The organism is Rhizobium sp. CNPSo 3670, from assembly GCF_057784555.1.
On the sequence record NZ_JBXSOL010000004.1, the window covers coordinates 288,781 to 307,614 of the forward strand.

An 18,834-nucleotide genomic window follows, 5' to 3' on the forward strand; every position below is an offset into this window, starting at 1 on the left:
GGGCACTCCAGCGCAATAGTTCGGTACATTTTCGCATCAAACCAGACACATCGGAGATACCTCCGCCAGGCTATCTCCCAGCCGTTGCTGGTTCAGGCGCATCGCCGTCCAGAGCCCGATCAATCGGTTTCAAAGGAAACGATGATGACACTTCTGATCATTGCCTATCTCGGAGGCGTGCTGACCATACTCAGCCCTTGCATCCTCCCTATCCTCCCCTTCGTCTTCACCCGCGCCGGCCAGCCTTTCGTCAAGAGCACGCTGCCGATGCTGGCCGGCATGGCCGCCACTTTCGCGCTGGTCGCCACGCTTGCCGCCGTCGGCGGCAGCTGGGCCATCCGCGCCAATGAATATGGCCGCCTCGCTTCGATCGTCCTGCTCGGGCTCTTCGGAGTGAGCCTGCTGTCGCCGCGCTTCGCGAGCACGCTGGCCCGCCCGATCGTTGACCTCGGCAACAATCTTCTGAACGCCAGCGGTGGCGGACGCACTGCGCCGTCGGTCAGGAGCGCGTTCATCCTCGGCGTCGCCACCGGCCTGCTCTGGGCGCCCTGCGCCGGACCAATTCTCGGCCTTGTGCTGACCGGCGCGGCATTGCAGGGCGCCAATCTGCAGACCACCGCCCTTTTGATCGCTTATGCCGCCGGTGCTGCGACGTCGCTTGCCGTCGCCTTGCTGATCGGCGGTAAAATCTTCGCCGCGATGAAGCGCTCGCTCGGCGTTGGCGATCGAATCCGCCAAGCTGTCGGCGCTACCGTGTTGGCGGGCGTGGCGGTGATCGCGCTCGGTCTCGACACCAGCCTCTTGGCGCGCCTTTCCTATGCCAGCACCGCCTCGCTGGAACAGACCCTGCTGGACAGGCTGCATGCCAAGCCCGTCGCCGGCACACCTTCTGAGGTGGCGAGCAACGACTCGAACATTTCCGCAGCGGATGCACAGAAGCCTTTCCACAGTGATCTGCCCGTCGAAGCTTACGCGCCTTCGTTCGACGGCGCGGTCGAATGGCTGAACTCGAAGCCTCTGATCAAGGAGCAGTTGCGGGGCAAGGTGGTGCTCGTCGACTTCTGGACCTATTCCTGCATCAACTGCATTCGCACCATTCCTTATGTCAGAGCCTGGGCGGAAAAATATGCGGATCAGGGCCTGGTCGTCATCGGCGTGCACGCGCCGGAATTTGCCTTCGAAAAGAAGATCGACAACGTCAAGAAGGCTGTCGGCGACTTTCAGATCGGCTATCCCGTTGCGATCGACAATGACTACAAAATCTGGCGCGCCTTCGAGAACAGCTACTGGCCTGCCGCCTATCTGATCGATGCCAAAGGTCAGATCCGCTATCACCATTTCGGCGAAGGCAATTACGGCAGGACTGAAAAGGCCATCCAGGACCTGCTGCGCGAAGCGGGCAACCAGATGGTGGAAACGGCCCCGGTTGCGCCCGATGCCAAGGGTGTGGAAGCGGGTCCCGACCTCGCCAACATCGGCTCCGGCGAGACCTATCTCGGCTACGCACAGGCCGAGAATTTCGTCTCTCCCGAAGGGCTGCAGGCCGATACGCCGCAGAACTACTCGATCGCCAAGCCCGGCATCAATGCATGGGGCCTGTCTGGCGCCTGGACCGTCAGTAAGGATCAGGCAACGCTCGACCAGCCGGGGGGCGGCATCGCCTATCGTTTCAGCGCCCGCGATCTGCACCTCGTGCTCGGACCCGGCGCCGACGCCAAACCGGTCCGTTTCCAGGTGAGGCTCGATGGCAAGGCGCCCGGAGCCGATCATGGCTCCGACATCGACGCCGACGGCAATGGCACGGTCACCGCAACGCGGCTTTACCAGCTCGTTCGCGAGTCCGGCGCCGTCACCGCCCGCACCTTCGAAATCCGCTTCCTCGATCCGGGCGTCCAGGCTTACGCCTTCACCTTCGGCTGAACCCTAAGAATTTCAAATCCCGCCCTTCAACATCACCAAAAGGAGTGACCCCATGAATAAGCATCTGATTTTCATCGCAAGCCTTGCATTTGCCACCGCCGGAATCGCCTTTGCTGCCGAGGCTGCCGCGGTCAAGAACATCGTGATCGTCCACGGCGCGCTGGCCGATGGCTCGGGATGGCGAAAAGCGACCCAGATCCTCGAAAAGCGCGGCTTCAACGTCACCGTCGTCCAGGAGCCCCTCACCTCGCTCGACGACGACGTGGCGGCAACGAAGCGGGTTCTCGACCTCCAGACGGGACCGGTCCTGCTCGTCGGCCACAGCTATGGCGGCATGGTAATCACTGAAGCTGGTCACGATCCACATGTCGCTGGCCTCGTCTATGTCGCAGCGTTCCAGCCCGACAAGGGGGAAAGCCTGCTGAGCCTCGCCAGCTCGAAGCCGGCCGCCAGTATGGATATCAAGGAAACTAAGGACGGCAAATATCTCTATCTCGATCCGGGCGCCTTCGCCGCGGCTTTCGCGGCCGATCTGCCGAAGGCCGAGGCCGATTTCCTGGCAAGATCGCAGGTCTTCGCCGCCAAGCAGGCCTTTTCGGCCAAAGTCGGACGGCCGGCATGGCGGACGAAGCCGAGCTGGTCGGTCGTCGCCACCGAGGATCGCTCCATCAATCCCGAGCTGGAGCGTGACATGGCCAAACGAGCCGGCAGCGACATCACCGAGATCAAGGGCAGCCACGCCGTCTTCGCATCCCAGCCGGAGAAAGTCGCCGACGTGATCGAAAACGCGGCTACGAAAGCTGGCCGATAGAGAGGGTAAGAAAAGGCCACTTCCCCTTCTCCCGGCGGGAGAAGAGGAGGTCAGCGCCCCTCCCTGACGCCAGGGAGGGGCGGATCAGCTACTGGTTGGCGGCGACCGGACGCACCAGCGGAGTGACGCGACGGATGGTGACGCGGCGGTTTTCCTGTTCGGGGCCTGGCGTGTTGACCTTCAAGTAACGTTCGCCGTAGCCCTGCGTCGCCATGTTTTCCGGCGGAATGCCATAGACGTCGGAGAGCACATTGGCGACCGATTCCGCCCGCTGGTCGGAGAGGACCAGGTTGCTCTGGTCGGAACCGACGGCATCCGTATGGCCCTCGATCAGGAAGGTCTCGCTCGGATCTTTCTTCAGCACCTGGCTGATCGCGTCGGCAACCTTGCGCAATGTGCGCGCCTGGGTCATCGGGATCTCGGCGCTGCCGGTCGCGAAGGTGATCGTATCGAGGTCGATGCGGCGCACCTTGTCGCGAATACGGGCAGAATACTTCACTTCGTCAAGCGAATAGACACGCTCCACCTGCTCGACGGGCGGCTCGCTGAGGAATTCGTAATAGTCCCGGTCAGGATCGCTGCTGGTGTCGATGATATAGTCGTTAAGCGGGACACGCAGTCGCATCGGCGGCAGATCAGCGCCCGGGTCATCGAAATAGCCGCGATCAGGATCCTCGTAGAGATCAGGTGAGTAGTAGAGCACGTATTCGCGCCCGCGGGAATCGACGCGCGACCGCTGGATGATGTCGCCGTAGCGGTTGCGAATGGTGACGATCCGATAGCCTTCCGGCCGGGTGATGATCTCGCGATAGCGATTGTCCGGGAGCTCTTCATAGATCGGCCGTTCACCGTCGCGCAGGAACCTCCTGTCGTCGTCGCTACGCACGATCACTTGATTGTTGTACTGGATGATCACCCGGTTATCATCCGTTTGATCCTCGATGCGCGCTCCCTCGGGACGGGCAAATTGCGGCCGGGTGTCGAGCCTCGTGCCCTTCTCGCTGGTGACCGCCTCGAGCTTGATCGCCGGCGCCGCAGCGGCGGCAGGAGCCTGAGCATCCGCATCCGAGGTCGGCACCTTCACCTCCTGGCTTTCGGCCCGCAGCTTGTCGCGGTCACGGCGACCTTCCCGCCCCTTGTTGCGATCGGCATCCTTGTCGCTGTCAAGCACGGCGGCACCGTTCTCGACCGGCAGCACGACGGTCTCGTTGCTCTTGGCCGGATCTGCGGCGATCTTTTTCCGGCGCTCCAGCTCTTCGGGAGAAACCTTTTCCGGTGCCGGAATGGCCTGCTCCACCTGCTGTCCGCCGCTGGCATCCGGCAGCGGCTGGGCCGTGTCGGTGGCGGGCGCAGCCGGCTGTTCGCCGGCGGGCTGTTTGGCGGCGGGTTGCTCAGCGGTGGGTTGCTCAGCGGTGGGCTGTTTGGCGGCAGGCTTGGCAGCCGTGCCATCCGTCGGTGCTTCGGCAGGCGCAGCTTCGGGAGCGGCCGCCTTGTCTTCGGCTGGCTTCACCGCCGGGGCTGCAGCCTCGCCCTTCTTCGGCTTCTTGGCTGGCGCTTCGGCAGCGGGTTTTGCTTCCGGCTCAACTGCGGGCTTGGCCTGTTCCTCGGTGGGCGTCACCGCCTCGGGAGCGGCGGTCTCGGCCTTAGCCTTGCCCTTATCTCGGCTCTGGGCCTTGTCCTGACCCTTCTTGCCGCCTTCCGGCTTGACCTCGGGCTGGGCCTGTTCGGTCTCCGGCTGGGCTTGCTTTGCCGCCGGCTGCTGTTCAGGGGCCGGCTGAGCCTCCGGCTCGGCCTGCTCAGTCTGCTGCTTCTTCGGCTTTCTCGGCTTTTCCTGCGTTACCGGCTGCTGTTCTTCCTGTTGCGGCTCGGCCTCCGGCTGAGCTGCCTGCTTGGCTTTCCGCTCCGGCTTGCTCTCGGCCTTCGGCGCGGGCTCCTCCTTCGGCGCTTCGGCCTTCGGCGGTTCCGGCTCCGCCTTGGGTTCGGGCGCCGGCGCCTCCTTGCGCTCGGCCTTCGGCTTCTCGGCAGGCGCCTCCTTCGGCTGCTCGGCGGCCGGCGCCTGTTCGGCCGGGGCTTCCCCCTTCTGCTTGCGCTTCTTCTTCAAGAGTTCCTCTTCGGAGGGCGCGTCCTGCGCCACTTCGAAGCTGCCCTGTTCGATCTGCCGTACGGCCGCAGCCTCGGTCGTAGCGCCGCGCGCGGCCGCCACTGCCGATGCCGGCTGCAGCGCCAACGAGAGAGAAAGCAGCGGGAAAGCTGCGCTTGCAAACAATCTTGATTTCTTGCCCATAGGGTTTCCTCGATCCTGTTTGAGCTTCCTGAAGGCCGACAGGCCTCGGTTCGCCCTAGTTTCGCAATGAGGCGAAACGGCGAATTGGCAAAGTGCCAAACCGCCGATTTGTTCCGTTTCTAGGAATCAGCGGATTAACCTCCGGTGAATGTTGCAGTCTGCTTTCGTTCATCTCACCTGTTATTTGCACCGCACAATTTGTGGGAATTTCTGTTGCATTTCCGTGAAAAAAAGTCTGATTATCGCCGCAAGGCGGTGCCCGTCACCGTTGAACAGCAGCCGTCAGCCCAAGAGAAAAAAGCGCGATGGCTACCAACAGAGAGGATCCTCATGCATATCTCCAACCGTATCTTCGCGGCAGCCTCGATCGCGGCAATGTCGCTCTTTGCCGGTTCGGCCATGGCCGATGGCGAGAAATACGTGATCGGCACCGATTCGACCTATCCGCCCTTCGAATTCGTCGATGCCAGCGGCACCATCCAGGGCTTCGACATCGATATCGCCAAGGCGCTCTGTGCCGAGATGAAAGCGGAATGCTCCTTCGTCAGCACCGATTGGGACGGCATCATCCCGGCTCTGAACGCCAAGAAGTTCGATATGATCGTCTCCTCCATGTCGATCACGCCGGAGCGCCTGAAGCTCGTCGACTTCTCCAACAAGTACTACAACACGCCTCCGGCGATCGCCGTGCCGAAGGATTCCAAGATCACTGACGTTGCCGGCCTCAAGGGCAAGGTGATCGGCGCACAGACTTCCACGACGCATGCCAACTACGCCGAGAAGCACCTCGCCGATACCGAGCTGAAGCTGTATCCCACCGCCGACGAATACAAGCTTGACGTTTCCAGCGGCCGTGTCGATGCCGTCATCGACGACGTCGTCGTTCTCTCCGAATGGGTCAAGTCCGACGCCGGCGCCTGCTGCAAGATCCTGACGACCCTGCCGGTCGACAAGGAAATCAACGGCGAAGGCGCAGGCATCGCCATCCGCAAGGGTGATCCGCTGAAGGAAAAGCTCAACACGGCGATCGCAGCGATCCGCGCCAACGGCGAATACAAGAAGATCCAGGACAAGTACTTCGATTTCGACGTTTACGGCGAATAAGAAATTCGGTATCTGGCCGATCAAGCGAATGGCGGAAGGCTTGCTCTTCCGCCATTTTTGTTTGACAAAGGTGGCAAGATCAAAACGGCAAAAGCCGTGAGGGGAATTCTCGCATGGGCGGATTGTTTTCCGCGCTTGGCTCCTTCTGGAGCTCACTTGTGCACATTTTCGATCCGCTATGCGGACCCGTCGGCATCTTCACCTGGTTGGGTCAGTCGACGATACTTGCCTGTGGCGATACTGGCTGGGGCGACGAGATCGCCCTTGGGCTGCAGGTCACCGTATCGGTGGCGATCGTCACCCTGCCCATCGGCCTCGTCATCGGTTTCCTCGTCGCGCTCGGCCAGCAGTCGGACGAAAAGTCCCTGAGGCTGGCGGCCGGTATCTATACGACGATCTTTCGCGGCCTGCCGGAGCTTCTGACGCTCTTCATCATCTATTACGGCATGCAGATGCTCATCCAGTCTCTCCTGGAGCTTGCCGGCTATGTCGGGCCGCCGATCGAAATCAATGCTTTCTTCGCCGGCGTCATCGCGCTGTCGGTCGTCTTTTCCGCCTATTGCTCGGAAGTACTGCTCTCGGCCTTTCGCGCCATTCCCAAGGGCCAATATGAGGCCGGAGACGCGCTGGGCCTGCATCGCGGCCGCACTCTGCGCCTCATCGTTCTGCCGCAGCTCATACGCATCGCGCTACCCGGCCTCACAAATCTCTGGATGGTGCTTCTGAAAGACACATCCTACGTCTCGATCATCAGCTTGGCCGACATCCTGCGCCAGACGAACGTTGCCGTGCGGGTGACCAAGGAACCCTTCTTTTTTTATGGCATCGCCTGCTGTCTCTATCTGGTGCTCGCCATCCTCTCCTCCTTCCTGCTCGCCTATGTCGATCGCTGGGCCAAGCGTTCGGAGGTCCGTCGATGAGCTACGCCGAAACATTGATCCCGCCGCAGCCCGCGCCGCGCCAGGTGGCGAAGCCGATGACAACGGCACGTCTTGCCGGCTGTATCTTCGTCGCATTTTGGGCCATGCTGGCCGCGCTGCTGATCTTCACCGTCATCAATGGCTGGGATATCGAGAAATTCACCCGCTATGGCCCCCGCTATCTGCACGGCCTCTGGGTGACGCTCAGTCTTGTAGCCATTTCGGTGGTTTGCGGCGCACTCCTGTCGCTGCCGCTTGCTATGGCGCGCTTGTCGAAAAACAAGCTGCTGAACTGGCTTTCCTATGCCTATATTTATTTCTTCCGCGGCACACCGCTGCTTGCCCAGCTCTTCCTGGTCTATTACGGCCTCGGCGTATTCCGCCCCCAGCTGGAAGGCGTCGGCCTCTGGTGGTTCTTCCGAGACGCGTGGTATTGCGGCCTGTTCGCCATGACCATCAATACCGCGGCCTACCAGGCGGAGATTCTGCGCGGCGCAATCGAAAGCGTACCGCACGGGCAGCGCGAAGCAGCGGCTGCCCTCGGAATCCATAGGAGCATCGCCTTCCGCAAGATCATCCTGCCGCAGGCCTTCATCGTGGCGCTTCGCCCCTACGGCAACGAGATCATCCTATTGATCAAAGGCTCGGCCGTGGTGGCCATCATCACAGTGCTCGATCTGATGGGCGAAACGCGCTACGCCTTCTCCCGCACCTTCGACTACCAGACCTATCTCTGGGCAGCGATCTTCTATCTCACCATCGTCGAGGCGCTGCGCCATCTCTGGGCCTGGATTGAGCGTCGCCTGACGCGGCATCTGAAACGGTAGGGCATAACGCCGAAAAGTATAATCGTTTCTGGGACAGCGATTGCTCAAACCGGCATGGCAGCACTCGCTTCGCCATGCTGCCAAGCACTTGAAAATAAAAAAGAATACTTCCTCGGCAACGTATCTGTTAAGCTTGTGTTAACCATTCGCATGTTTCCATTTCACCTAGCGCTAATAAAGCGCGAGTGGGAACGAGAAGAAGCTGAATACGATGCACAAGGACATGGAAAAGCAACTGCAGGGCTACGGTCTGACAACTGCCCAGATCCTCTACCGCCTGCCGGATCACCCTACGATCCTGCAGACTTACGTCTGGCAGGATTATGACCTCGCCCCTGATTTTCCCGAAATGCGCGGTTTCCTGAAGTTCTGGCAGGAAAAGCTCGACGGACCGCTGCATTCGGTTCGCTACGTCCACCGCAAGCTGATCTCGGCCACCGAGTGGCGGGCGCTGAAGGGCGAGTTCATCCTGCACTGATCTGAGCGCGTCAGACATGCGCTTCGCCGTGGCCGAATTCGCCTTCGTCACGGTCCGGGCGCAGCGCGAAGACGAGGATGCCGAGGTAGAAGACGACGACGCCGATGATGACGGCAAGGCCGGGAACCGGCCCGAGCACTGCGTTGTCGATGACATAGGTCCAAGACTGCGCCTGCAGCGCTGGCATGCCCTCCGTCTGTAGCTTCGGCGTCGTGATCTTCAGACACCATGCCAGAAACAGGATGAAATACATCCAGCCGTAATTACGCTTAAGCCGCCGGTGCATCGCCTCATGATAGCTGAGCAGAAAACGCGGCTTGCGCAGGCTCTTGGCGATGACCGTGGCCCATTCGCCCCGGGCCGCCGCGTCAGGCGCCAGGATCTGCGCGAAATAGTTGCGTTCGATTTGCCGGATTCGGGCACGGTAGATATCAAAGAAGCGGTAGCGCCGCGCCTCGATCATCAGAAGCAGCGTCACCAGCATGATACCGAACAACAGCACGCCGTGATGCGAGGTCGGCGTCGACAACGACACCGAAAGCAGCGCCGCCACCACGGTGATCGCCCAGTTGGACGTCCGGTCGATGCGGTCGCGCCAGCTCGTCATCCGCCCGAGCTCGCCGCGGTAATAGTGGCTAAGTGTATTGGTGATCTCGCCCGGCGTCGTGGGCAGCAGCAAGGGGCGCTCACCCTCTTCTTCCCTTGCCGGTCGCATCCTGTCTTGCTCCGCTTTCATGGCATTTCCTCCCGTCGTCTTCTTTTTGGCCATTGTGCGCCTGTTGCCGCGCCATTGCAAAACATCGAAAGCCGCCGTAGAGCCATGCCTGAAAACAGAAGGACATGGACCGCGATGGCAAAGAAGATCAACGAAGAAGCCCTTGCCGAGGCCTACAACCGCGCACTGGCGCTGGAGAAATCCGGTGATGTCGACGCGGCGGTGGCGGCCTACGAGGACGTTTTGGCGATCGATCCCGAGGATCACGGCGGAGCCGCCGTGCGCATCGCCGCGATGGGCCGCGGCGAAATCCCGGTCAAGGCTCCTGACGCTTATGTCGAAACGCTGTTCGATCAGCATGCCGAGGTGTTCGAGGACGTACTCGTCGAGCAACTCGGCTATCACGTGCCGATGCTGGTGCGCCAGCGACTGCAGGCATTGAAGCTCGGCCCGTTCAAGCGGCTGCTCGATCTCGGCTGCGGCACCGGTCTCACCGGCGGTGCGCTGCGCGACCTGTGCGAGGACATGACCGGCATCGACATATCGGAGAAGATGGTCGAGATCGCGCATGAAAAAGATCTTTACGAGACGCTATTCGTCGCCGAGGTCGAGGATTTCCTCGACGACAACGACGAGGAGGCGTTCGACCTCATCACCGCCACAGACGTGCTCCCCTATCTCGGCGCGCTCGAACCGCTCTTCTTCGGCGCCGCCGAAAACCTGATGCCGGGCGGTCTGTTCATCTTCTCCTCCGAAACCCTGCCCGAAGAGACGCTTGCCGGCCGCGCCTATATGGTCGGGCCGCATCAGCGCTTCGCCCATGCCGATGCCTATGTCAGGGAACGTCTGACGGCGACCGGTTTCGAACTCGTCGAGGTATCGGAGATCAACGTCCGCATGGAAGACGGTCAGCCGACACCGGGCCACCTGGTGATCGCTCGATACATCGGCTGAGGGAATAGTTGCACGACTAGCGAAGTATCTATTGCGCGGCGCTTTCGGACCTGATACTTAGTCCTTCGGTAAAGTTTTCTACCGGATAAGAAAGGTCGCCGCATGTCGCTCGTGCTCTATGGGCATCCGCTCGCCTCCTTCTGCCATAAGGTGCTGATCGCGCTTTATGAAAACACGACTCCGTTCGAAAATCGCCTCGTCGATCTGTCCGACGAGGCTTCGCGCGCCGATCTCTTCCGCTTCTGGCCAATCGGCAAGATGCCGCTGTTGAGGGACGAGGCGCGCGACAGCACCATTCCCGAAACCACGATCATCATCGAATATCTCGACCATTACTACCCCGGCCCCGTGCGCCTGCTGCCGCTGGAGATCGATCGGGCGCTGCAGGTCCGCCTCTGGGACCGCTTCTTCGACCAATATGTCCAGGTGCCGATGCAGACCCTCGTCAGCCGTAGCCGGCGTCCAGAGGGCACGGCCGACGAAATAGAGATGGCCGCCTGCAAAGCGACGCTCACCACTGCCTATGCGATGATCGAAAAGCAGCTGGGCGAAAGCCCTTGGATAACAGGCGATGCCTTCACCATGGCTGATTGCGCTGCAGCCCCGGCCCTCTTCTATGCCGAGACGCTGGTCCCGTTCTCACAGGAGCAGCCGAAACTTGGCGCCTATTACAACAGGCTGCTGGCGCGCCCGTCCTTCGCCAGGGCGCTGGAAGAGGCCCGCCCTTATTTCAAGTTCTATCCCTATCAGGACAGGTTGCCCGCCCGCTTTCGGGATGCGGCGGAATGATCGAAAACCAGGCGGATCTCGACCGCATGTTCCACGCGCTTTCCGACCGCAGCCGCCGCGGGATGATCGACCGCCTCGGCCGCGGCCCGGCCTCGGTCACCGAACTGGCCGCACCGCTCGCCGTCGCCCTGCCGACGGTGATGAAACATCTGCAGGTGTTGGAGGAGAGCGGCCTCGTGCTGTCCGAAAAATCCGGCCGGGTGCGAACCTATCGCCTGCAGCAGGATGCGCTCGCCGCTATCGAGCGCTGGGTGGAACAGCGAAAGACCCGCTGGAACGCCGCCTTTGACAGGTTGGATCAATTTCTCGCCGATGAGCCGGAGACCCTCCCCGAATGACGACACGCTCTGCCGAACATACCACCTTCGTCATCGAGCGCCGCCTGAAGGCGCCCGTCGCCCGGGTCTTTCGCGCCTGGTCGACGCCGGAGTCGAAGCGGCAATGGTTTGCCTGCCACGGCGAATGGGTGCCGCTGGAATATGCGCTCGATTTCAGGCCGGGCGGCACAGAGAGGAACTATACCGCCGACACCGATGGACTTCTGCACGCCTATGACGCCCACTACATCGATATCGTGCCGGATACCCGCATCATCTATGCCTATGAGATGAAGCTCGGCCAAACCCGCATCTCAGCCTCGCTCGTCACCGTCGCCTTCAACGTCGAACCCAGCGGCACCAGAATGGTCTTCACCGAGCAAGTGGTTTTCCTCGACGGCTACGCCGACAACGGCGCTCGCCTTCAGGGCACCGAGATCGGCCTCGACAATCTCGAGCTCTTTCTCGAACGCAAGGCAAGCCCAATTCACTAACGCGGCCGGATGACCCGTCACGCGCTGCTTGATTTCTTCCGCGAGCCGGCCGCGCGCACCGACGTATTCAGCGCTGCCGCGGCTCGAATGAGCGCCTTCAGCGCCTCCTCGTCGATCTCGTCGCCTTCATGAAAGTCGATGGCGCGCCGGGTGTTCCCGTCGAGGCTGGAGTTGAAAAGCCCGTTTGGATCCTCAAGCGAGGCTCCTTTTGCGAAGGTAAGCTTGACCACGCTCTTATAGGTCTCACCGGTGCAGATGATGCCGGCGCGCTCCCACACCGGAACCCCTCGCCACTTCCATTCCTCGACCACCTCGGGTTCGGCCTGCTTGATGAGTGCCCGGACCCGCGCGAGCATGTCGCCGCGCCAATCCTTGAGCTCCTCGATCCTCGCATCAATCAGTTGAGAGGGAGAGGCTTGCCCGTTCCCTTCCTTGGAATCGGTCTTCTTCAAGGTTGCCGTCGCCTTCTTCATCTTTGTCGTTCTCCCGTCGCCGCGCATCAAAACCTCACATCCGTTCGCCGGGCAACCGGCTCGCCTGCTCTACCCAGGAGGCGACCTGCGCCTCGTCGAAGGGATCGTCCTTGCGGATATCGAGGTAACGCACCTCTTTCTGCTTGGACCCGCCCGGCGGCAGAGGATGCAGCGACGCGCCCTTGAAGAAGGCCACCTTGACATAGCTGGCGTAGCAATGGACGCCGAGGAACCAACCCTGCCCTTCCATGCCGTAAAAGGGCGAGTTCCACTTGACCGCCTTGCAGACGCCGGGCACGGTTCTGGTGATCAGCGCATCGAGGCGACGCCCGATCTCACTTTTCCAGTCCGGCATGGTGGCGATGTAGGCTTGCACGGGCGCATCGCCACAATCCTTGGGGATTTGCGGGTTGCCGCCCGACAGAAGCTTCGGCGCCGCCCCCGCCGGTTTAGCGGTCTTTTTCGTGACCTTCTCCGTGCCTTTCGACGTTCTGCCCGCCATAGATTTCCTCCTAACCGCCGATGCCTCCCACCTCGCGCCGTGCCGCGGTATAGGGCAGTACGAACAAGGTGAGACCGGTAACGAGAAGCAGCCCGAGCGGCAGCAGCGCCAAGAGCCCAATCCAGACCGCCGACTCCTCCTGCACCATGGCGATGATATTGGCGATGGCGACCAGCGTAAAGGCAATGGACAGCCAACGGTGGACCTGCCGAAACCAGTTGTTCAAGTTCAATGAAGCCTCCTCGAAATCAGCCCGACGGCCCGCCCGCTCGGCGATGGATCAGTCAATCCGCGCCAACACCTGCTCCAGTTTGTCGAAGAATTGCGGCCACCCGCTCCTGGCGCCGCCATAGGCCTGCCGCTGATCCGCCCGGAAACCCGACTGCTCCATGCGCAGATGCGTACCCGCGCCCGTGGACGTGAGCGTCCAGGTCACGACGGTTTCGAGGCCATAGGCGCCCCAGCTGTAAGCGAGGGTCTTGTGGGGCTCGACTTCCAGAACGCGGCAGTCGACCGCACCCCAATCGGCGTTGAAGTTAAAGCGATGGTCGACGACCGGCTTGAAGTCGCTTTTCATCAACCACTCCTGGATCAGATGCGGCTGGGTCAGCGCCCGCCAGATCTTTTCCGCCGGAAAAGGCATCTCCCGCTCGATGACAACGGAACGTGTTTCGGTCGATATGTCTGTCATTGATCCATCCTCTTCAACAAATCTTCGAGGGCATTGAAGCGGCTTTGCCAGAAGCCGGCCATCTCGCTCGTCCAGTCGACGAGCGGCGCAAGCGCGCCGAGCTGCGCGCTATAATGCGTCTGCCGCCCCTCATGACGGTCGCGCACCAGGCCGGCTTTCTTCAGCAGCCCGAGATGTTTCGAAACGACCGGCTGCGAGACCCCGGCCTGCGCCGTCAACGCTCCGACCGTCTTCTCCCCTTCCCGGCACAGCCGCTCGAAAAGCGCGCGCCGGGTAGGATCCGCAAGCGTCCTGAAAAGCACGTCCTGAACGTTCGACATGACGACCCATACCTATTGAGCTATGAATAAACCTATAGCCACTGAGATATACGTATGTCAAGCGACGATAGAAAGCGACAAATGGATTGGAAAAACCTGGGGCCAGCCCGCGAGCATACAACAATCGAAAAGCCACGAACACATCCGGCATAGCCCATCGGCTATGCATAATTGCGACTCGCCAGCCTGAAGGGCAACCGACATGCGGAAAAACGCCGGAAGCCGCTGACGGCTTCCGGCGATACATGCTCTGCATCTTTTTGAATTCAGGAGCCTGAGACGACTTTGAGGTTGCCGCCATGGCTGCCGCCGGCGAATATCTGCTTGCGGCCGAATTCATTGTTGAATGCCAGACGCTGCTGCTCGCGAGTAATGCCGAGCTCGGGGAAGAGCAGCTCGGCCACACGATAGGCCTCTTCGAGATGCGGGTAGCCGGAGCCGATCACTGTGTCGATGCCAAGTTCCTGATATTCGCGCAGGCGGGCAGCCACCGTCTTCGGAGAGCCGACAAGCGCGGTGCCTGCGCCGGCGCGCACCAAGCCGACGCCGGCCCATAGGTTCGGCGAGACCTCAAGCTTGTCGCGGCGGCCGCCGTGAAGAGCGGCCATACGCTTCTGTCCGACTGAATCGGATTCGTGGACAAAGCGCTCCTGCGCCTCGCGGATCGTTTCGTCGTCGAGATGACGGATCAGCCGCTCGGCCGCCTCCCATGCCTCCTCGTCCGTTTCCCGCACGATGAAATGCAGGCGGATGCCGAAGGTCACCTCGCGGCCACGATCAGCAGCCGCCTGGCGCACCTTGGTGACCTTCTCGGCCACCTGCGCCGGCGGTTCGCCCCAGGTCAGGTACTTGTCGACGCGGCCGACCGAGAAATCGATGCCGGCATCCGACGAGCCGCCGAAATAAAGCGGCGGGCGCGGGTTCTGCACCGAGGGAAAGCCGAGGCGCGCATTGGTCGCCTTGATGTATTTGCCGTCGAAGCTCGCCGTCCCCTTGTCCAGCAGCTCTTCGAACACAGTAAAGAACTCCTCGGCATGGGCGTAGCGCTCGTCATGCTCGAGATGGATGCCGTCGCCGGCAAGCTCCGCCGGGCTGCCGCCCACGACGATGTTGAGCAGCAGGCGGCCGTTGGAAATGCGGTCGAGCGTTGTCGCAAGACGCGCATAATAGGCAGGCGATGCCGTGCCCGGGCGGATCGCCACCAGGAACTGCAACTTCTCGGTCTTTGCCGCCAGTGCGGCTGCCGTCACAAAGGATTCCTCGCACGCAACCCCGGTCGGCAACAGCACGCCAGAATAGCCCAGCCGGTCTACGGCCTGCGCGATCTGGGTGAGATAGCCGATCTCCGGCGCCCGGTTGAGGTCGGAAGAGCCGAGATAAGTGCCGTCGCCCGATGTAGGGATGAACCAGAGAAAATTGATGGGATCAGAGGTGGCGGTCATGAAAACGGTCCTTTACTGCGAAATTCGAAGATCGGCTCGCGCGGTGAGCCTGGCATGGCTGCACACCGCCGCCATGCGAATGCTCGGAAGGGCCGCGGTGGCGGTGCGAAAATGGTCCGGGCGCCTGTCTACGCTTGAGCATTTGAATGTCCTGTCGGTCGACGGCGGTTATCACGCTCCGTTCCAGAGCTGGCCCCCAATTCGCACAAATACTGACATACACTACAGATTATATCGATAATACGAGTTTGCCATTGTTGCGCCGTTCGCGGAATATTTTTTCGCGTTTGACGTGGTGAGGGCTCTTCCCATGCCGCCTTCGGTAAACTCGCCCGGAATCGCGATCAGGCGGAGTTCCTTACGCTCTGCCTCGCTACTTCTCTCGACGTTCGGCAGCCAATTGCTCGCGAATGAAGGCGGGACCGCCGGCAAGACGTTTCGCAAGCAGGCTCGCCGGATCGACCATGCGCCAATATGGCGTCACTGTCGAAAGCGGTTCGCCGTTCTCCAGCGCGCCGAAGGATAATTCGGCGATCGCACGCAAATGCCGCTGCACCGTCACCGGACAGCAGGCATCCGCTCCGTACTGGGCCGCGAGCAGCCGGCGCAGGACGCCGGCCTCAGTAAGAACACCTTCAGGCGCCAATCGAATCTGATCTTCGATCATCTGCCGCGACGGAATAAGCATCGCCTGGGTGCCGCTGCGGCCCTTGCGACGTGGCTCGATCGTCGGAACTTCGTTCATGTCACCCCTCGGGAAACGTTATTCGTCGTTCCCATCTAGGGCTCGGCTGAATGGCGACCAGCCTCATATGCGCCAACCGGAAGGAAGTCCGTCTTCACGGCTTTTCTGCTTGCGCCATTTCGGTTACTCCTCAAGGCCTCTCACTCAGGATAAGGATAGGACATATGGCTAAAGTCGCGTTCATCGGTCTCGGCGTCATGGGCTTCCCCATGGCCGGTCATTTGAAAACGAAGGGCGGCCACGATGTCACCGTCTACAATCGCACAGCCGAGAAAGCCGCTGCCTGGGGCGAGAAATTCTCCGGCAAATCCGCGCCCACACCGGCAGAGGCTGCGGCTGGCGCCGACTTCGTCTTCGTTTGCGTCGGCAATGACGACGATCTCCGTTCGGTGACCTCGGGTGAGAACGGCGCTCTGCACGGCATGAAGCCGGGTTCCGTGCTGATCGATAATACCACCGCCAGCGCCGAAGTCGCCCGCGAGCTTTATGCCGCGGCAAAGGAAAAGGGTGTGGATTTCATCGACGCTCCAGTCTCCGGCGGCCAGGCCGGCGCCGAAAACGGAGTGCTAACCGTCATGTGCGGCGGCGATGAAGCCATCTTCGAGAGAGCCCGGCCGGTGATCGACGCCTATGCGCGCATGGTCGGCCTCATGGGGCCGGCCGGTTCCGGACAGCTTACCAAGATGGTCAACCAGATCTGCATCGCCGGCCTCGTCCAGGGGCTTTCTGAAGCGCTGCACTTCGGCAAGCGCGCCGGCCTCGATATTGAAAAGGTCGTCGAGGTAATCTCGAAAGGCGCGGCCGGCTCCTGGCAGATGGAAAACCGCCACAAGACCATGAATGCCGGCAAATATGATTTCGGCTTCGCAGTCGACTGGATGCGGAAAGATCTTGGCATCGTGCTCGCCGAAGCGCGCAGCAACGGCGCCAAGCTGCCGGTCACCGCCCTCGTCGACCAGTTCTACGGCGACGTGCAGGCAATGGGCGGCAATCGCTGGGACACCTCCTCGCTGCTCGCCCGGCTTGAGAAATGATCGGTCCCTCCTCCGATCCGGCTGAACTGATCGCGCATCTCGAAACGCTGCGCTCGGAGGAGAATGCCGCCGGAATGGCGCGATTCGGTATCGTCACCGACCGCGCCCTCGGAATTTCCAATCCTGATATCAGGGCAGTCGCCAGATTGGCGAAGAGGAATCACCTCAGGGCAATGCAGCTCTGGCGAAGCAATATCCGCGAGGCTCGGCTGCTCGCTCTCTATACTGCCGAGCCGAAGCGGCTGACGCCAGAAGAGGCAAGAAACTGGGCTCATGATTTCGACTCCTGGGAAATTGTCGACTGCGCCGCCGGTCTCTTCGTCGAGGCGGGCCTGGACGAGCTCATTCCGGAATTCGCTGCCGAAGAGCGCGAATTTGTCCGTCGCGCCGCTTTTGCGATGATCGCTGGCGCCGCCGTCCATCGAAAGGGCGAGACCGATATGGCCATCCTTTCCTGGCTGCCGCTGATCGAGGTGCATTCCGGCGATTCCCGCAACTTCGTTCGCAAGGCGGTCAATTGGGCATTGCGCAGCATCGGCAAACGCAATCGCGCCTGCCATGGGCCGGCGCTGGGGTTGGCGAAGCTGCTGGCTGAACGTCCGGATAAAACCGCCCGCTGGATCGGCAGGGATGCTGTCAGGGAGCTGAGCGGTGAAAAGCTGTTGGCGCGGCTGAAATAGCGCGATGCGTCCAAGGCTGAGGATTTCGCCTCGTCGTCAATGGGGCCTGGATTTTTCCACCAGAAAGTCGATTAAGACTCTTACCGCCGGCGGCATGCCCTTGGCCGTCGTGAAGACGATATAAAACTGGCCCTCTTCCGACTGTCATTCCGGCAGCACCCGCACAAGCCTGCCGGCCTGCAGATCCGCCTCGCAGGCACTTTCGAGCAGAAGCCCGAAGCCGAGGCCGGCGCGGGCTGCATCGAGAATGGCGGTCATGCTGCGGCAGGTTAGCCTCGGCTGATGCCGGACTACCCGTTTGTCGTCATTCGGACCGATGAGTTCCCAAGTATGGAACGACACCAACGGGGTCATCGCCAGCGTCGGAAGATCGGCGAGTTCGTCGACGCAATTTAAACCGCCGATGCGTTCGAATGAGCGACGGACTTGCGACCAGGAATCGCCGCGCCCTGTCGAGCTTGCGCATCGTCAGGCTCGTCCGTATCTCCGGCTCGTTGGTCGCCCTCACCTCAAGATCGATCCGTTCGTTGATGAGGTCGGCGCGGCGGTCGGAGCCGATAATCTGCAGCTTGATCTTCGGATATCGTTCGAGGAATTCAGGCAATATGCCTCCGACGGAAATGTCGACCAGACCAAGCGGGCAGCCCATCCGCACCACACCCAGAAGATCGGATTGGGCCTCGGTGACGATCGATTTGGCGCGATCGGCCTCCTGCAGAATGGTCTGGCATCTTTCCTAAAAAGCTTGACCGATCTCTGTCACCCGGAAGTGACGGGTCGAACGCTCTATCAGCCGCGGGCCAAGCCCGTCCCTCGAGGCGACTGACCCGCCTACCCAATTTTGAGCGCGGTATTTTCAGATTGCGACTGGCAGAAGCAAAACCATCACTGGAAACGACGGCTGCAAATTAAAAATAGTCGTTGAGATCATCCATGCGAACAAGCCGAGAGTATGAATGAATGCCGCCCCGAAAGGGTTGTATCTCTCTCCAGCAAAGCTGTAATCACATTGTCGGCATTGGATTCTTCTTTCCACGAACCGTCGCGGCAAAGCCAACCAATGCCCAATGTCAACCTAAACTCTGTTGAGAATAAGAATGGCCTCAATTAAGGCCTGCAGGATGCCGACGTGCGATACACAATATGCCGGTTCGGCTTACCTGGATAGTGCTCGGAAATGCAGCCACAAGAGCGCGTGTCAAAAACACTGCAAGGACGGTCCGGCAGGGAAGACCGGACCCGTCCCCGTAGCTGGAGGTCACTCGGATCAGAAACTGATTTGAAGCGTCCCCGGCCCGAAGACCGGGGACACTCACCTATTGGATTAGAACGAG

21 protein-coding genes and 1 pseudogene are annotated in these 18,834 nt (G+C 61.1%); 12 read left to right on the forward strand and 10 right to left on the reverse strand.

What is annotated here, in order from left to right; genetic code table 11:
- The first annotated feature begins 144 nt into the window (after window positions 1-144).
- Complete coding sequence (locus AC13QO_RS06135; protein ID WP_488540168.1) at window positions 145-1,920, forward strand: cytochrome c biogenesis protein DipZ; 1,776 nt, start codon at window positions 145-147, stop codon at window positions 1,918-1,920.
- 52 nt (window positions 1,921-1,972) lie between these two features.
- Window positions 1,973-2,731 carry an alpha/beta hydrolase gene (locus tag AC13QO_RS06140; RefSeq protein WP_488540169.1) on the forward strand — a complete coding sequence of 253 codons (759 nt, stop codon included), beginning with the start codon at window positions 1,973-1,975 and terminating at the stop codon, window positions 2,729-2,731.
- 88 nt (window positions 2,732-2,819) lie between these two features.
- On the opposite strand, the gene AC13QO_RS06145 is transcribed toward AC13QO_RS06140, so the two are convergent.
- Complete coding sequence (locus tag AC13QO_RS06145) at window positions 2,820-5,015, reverse strand: OmpA family protein (protein WP_488540170.1); 2,196 nt, start codon at window positions 5,013-5,015, stop codon at window positions 2,820-2,822.
- Window positions 5,016-5,345: 330 nt separating this feature from the next.
- Between AC13QO_RS06145 and AC13QO_RS06150 the strand changes: the two genes are divergently transcribed.
- The 4 genes from AC13QO_RS06150 (at window position 5,346) to AC13QO_RS06165 (ending at window position 8,344) form a co-directional block, all read left to right on the forward strand.
- Complete coding sequence (locus AC13QO_RS06150) at window positions 5,346-6,119, forward strand: transporter substrate-binding domain-containing protein (RefSeq protein WP_488540171.1); 774 nt, start codon at window positions 5,346-5,348, stop codon at window positions 6,117-6,119.
- A gap of 113 nt (window positions 6,120-6,232) precedes the next feature.
- The gene (locus tag AC13QO_RS06155) at window positions 6,233-7,039 is read left to right on the forward strand and encodes an ABC transporter permease (protein ID WP_085778418.1); all 807 of its coding nucleotides are present in this window, start codon (window positions 6,233-6,235) and stop codon (window positions 7,037-7,039) included.
- Window positions 7,036-7,866, forward strand: coding sequence for an ABC transporter permease (locus AC13QO_RS06160; RefSeq protein ID WP_285196058.1), 831 nt, complete (start codon window positions 7,036-7,038; stop codon window positions 7,864-7,866). Before AC13QO_RS06155 ends, AC13QO_RS06160 begins: the two co-directional genes overlap by 4 nt.
- Before the next feature lie 211 nt (window positions 7,867-8,077).
- Window positions 8,078-8,344, forward strand: coding sequence for an usg protein (locus AC13QO_RS06165; protein ID WP_085778420.1), 267 nt, complete (start codon window positions 8,078-8,080; stop codon window positions 8,342-8,344).
- A 10-nt stretch (window positions 8,345-8,354) separates the two neighbouring features.
- Here the strand turns inward: AC13QO_RS06165 and AC13QO_RS06170 are convergent, their stop codons facing one another.
- Window positions 8,355-9,080 carry a DUF2270 domain-containing protein gene (locus tag AC13QO_RS06170; RefSeq protein WP_488540172.1) on the reverse strand — a complete coding sequence of 242 codons (726 nt, stop codon included), beginning with the start codon at window positions 9,078-9,080 and terminating at the stop codon, window positions 8,355-8,357.
- Between the two features lie 114 nt (window positions 9,081-9,194).
- On the opposite strand from AC13QO_RS06170, the gene AC13QO_RS06175 reads away from it, so the two are divergent.
- From AC13QO_RS06175 to AC13QO_RS06190, 4 genes are all read left to right on the forward strand, one after another.
- On the forward strand, window positions 9,195-10,013 hold the full coding sequence (locus AC13QO_RS06175; protein ID WP_285196059.1) for a class I SAM-dependent methyltransferase: 819 nt from the start codon (window positions 9,195-9,197) through the stop codon (window positions 10,011-10,013).
- A gap of 102 nt (window positions 10,014-10,115) precedes the next feature.
- Window positions 10,116-10,802 (forward strand): glutathione S-transferase family protein, encoded by a 687-nt coding sequence (locus tag AC13QO_RS06180; protein ID WP_488540173.1) that lies wholly within the window; start codon window positions 10,116-10,118, stop codon window positions 10,800-10,802.
- Window positions 10,799-11,140, forward strand: coding sequence for an ArsR/SmtB family transcription factor (locus tag AC13QO_RS06185; protein ID WP_085778424.1), 342 nt, complete (start codon window positions 10,799-10,801; stop codon window positions 11,138-11,140). Before AC13QO_RS06180 ends, AC13QO_RS06185 begins: the two co-directional genes overlap by 4 nt.
- The gene (locus AC13QO_RS06190; protein ID WP_488540174.1) at window positions 11,137-11,613 is read left to right on the forward strand and encodes an SRPBCC family protein; all 477 of its coding nucleotides are present in this window, start codon (window positions 11,137-11,139) and stop codon (window positions 11,611-11,613) included. Before AC13QO_RS06185 ends, AC13QO_RS06190 begins: the two co-directional genes overlap by 4 nt.
- 17 nt (window positions 11,614-11,630) lie before the next feature.
- Here AC13QO_RS06190 and AC13QO_RS06195 read toward each other — a convergent pair whose 3' ends face one another.
- From AC13QO_RS06195 to AC13QO_RS06225, 7 genes are all read right to left on the reverse strand, one after another.
- Window positions 11,631-12,086 carry a DUF1801 domain-containing protein gene (locus AC13QO_RS06195; RefSeq protein ID WP_488540175.1) on the reverse strand — a complete coding sequence of 152 codons (456 nt, stop codon included), beginning with the start codon at window positions 12,084-12,086 and terminating at the stop codon, window positions 11,631-11,633.
- A gap of 34 nt (window positions 12,087-12,120) precedes the next feature.
- The gene (locus AC13QO_RS06200; protein WP_488540176.1) at window positions 12,121-12,588 is read right to left on the reverse strand and encodes a DUF1801 domain-containing protein; all 468 of its coding nucleotides are present in this window, start codon (window positions 12,586-12,588) and stop codon (window positions 12,121-12,123) included.
- Between the two features lie 10 nt (window positions 12,589-12,598).
- Window positions 12,599-12,820 (reverse strand): hypothetical protein, encoded by a 222-nt coding sequence (locus AC13QO_RS06205; RefSeq protein ID WP_488540177.1) that lies wholly within the window; start codon window positions 12,818-12,820, stop codon window positions 12,599-12,601.
- 48 nt (window positions 12,821-12,868) lie between these two features.
- Window positions 12,869-13,279, reverse strand: a complete 411-nt coding sequence (locus AC13QO_RS06210; RefSeq protein WP_097601451.1) for an SRPBCC family protein — start codon at window positions 13,277-13,279, stop codon at window positions 12,869-12,871.
- Window positions 13,276-13,599, reverse strand: coding sequence for an ArsR/SmtB family transcription factor (locus tag AC13QO_RS06215; protein WP_285196063.1), 324 nt, complete (start codon window positions 13,597-13,599; stop codon window positions 13,276-13,278). The genes AC13QO_RS06210 and AC13QO_RS06215 overlap by 4 nt, the downstream gene beginning before the upstream one ends.
- A 266-nt stretch (window positions 13,600-13,865) precedes the next feature.
- On the reverse strand, window positions 13,866-15,041 hold the full coding sequence (gene ssuD, locus AC13QO_RS06220; RefSeq protein WP_285196064.1) for an FMNH2-dependent alkanesulfonate monooxygenase: 1,176 nt from the start codon (window positions 15,039-15,041) through the stop codon (window positions 13,866-13,868).
- Window positions 15,042-15,414: 373 nt separating this feature from the next.
- On the reverse strand, window positions 15,415-15,786 hold the full coding sequence (locus tag AC13QO_RS06225) for a hypothetical protein (RefSeq protein ID WP_285196066.1): 372 nt from the start codon (window positions 15,784-15,786) through the stop codon (window positions 15,415-15,417).
- A gap of 164 nt (window positions 15,787-15,950) precedes the next feature.
- On the opposite strand from AC13QO_RS06225, the gene AC13QO_RS06230 reads away from it, so the two are divergent.
- Both AC13QO_RS06230 and AC13QO_RS06235 read left to right on the forward strand, forming a co-directional pair.
- Complete coding sequence (locus tag AC13QO_RS06230) at window positions 15,951-16,820, forward strand: NAD(P)-dependent oxidoreductase (RefSeq protein WP_285196067.1); 870 nt, start codon at window positions 15,951-15,953, stop codon at window positions 16,818-16,820.
- On the forward strand, window positions 16,817-17,500 hold the full coding sequence (locus AC13QO_RS06235) for a DNA alkylation repair protein (RefSeq protein WP_285196068.1): 684 nt from the start codon (window positions 16,817-16,819) through the stop codon (window positions 17,498-17,500). The genes AC13QO_RS06230 and AC13QO_RS06235 overlap by 4 nt, the downstream gene beginning before the upstream one ends.
- A gap of 36 nt (window positions 17,501-17,536) precedes the next feature.
- Here AC13QO_RS06235 and AC13QO_RS06240 read toward each other — a convergent pair.
- Window positions 17,537-18,435: pseudogene (locus AC13QO_RS06240) on the reverse strand (LysR substrate-binding domain-containing protein).
- Between the last annotated feature and the right edge of the window lie 399 nt (window positions 18,436-18,834).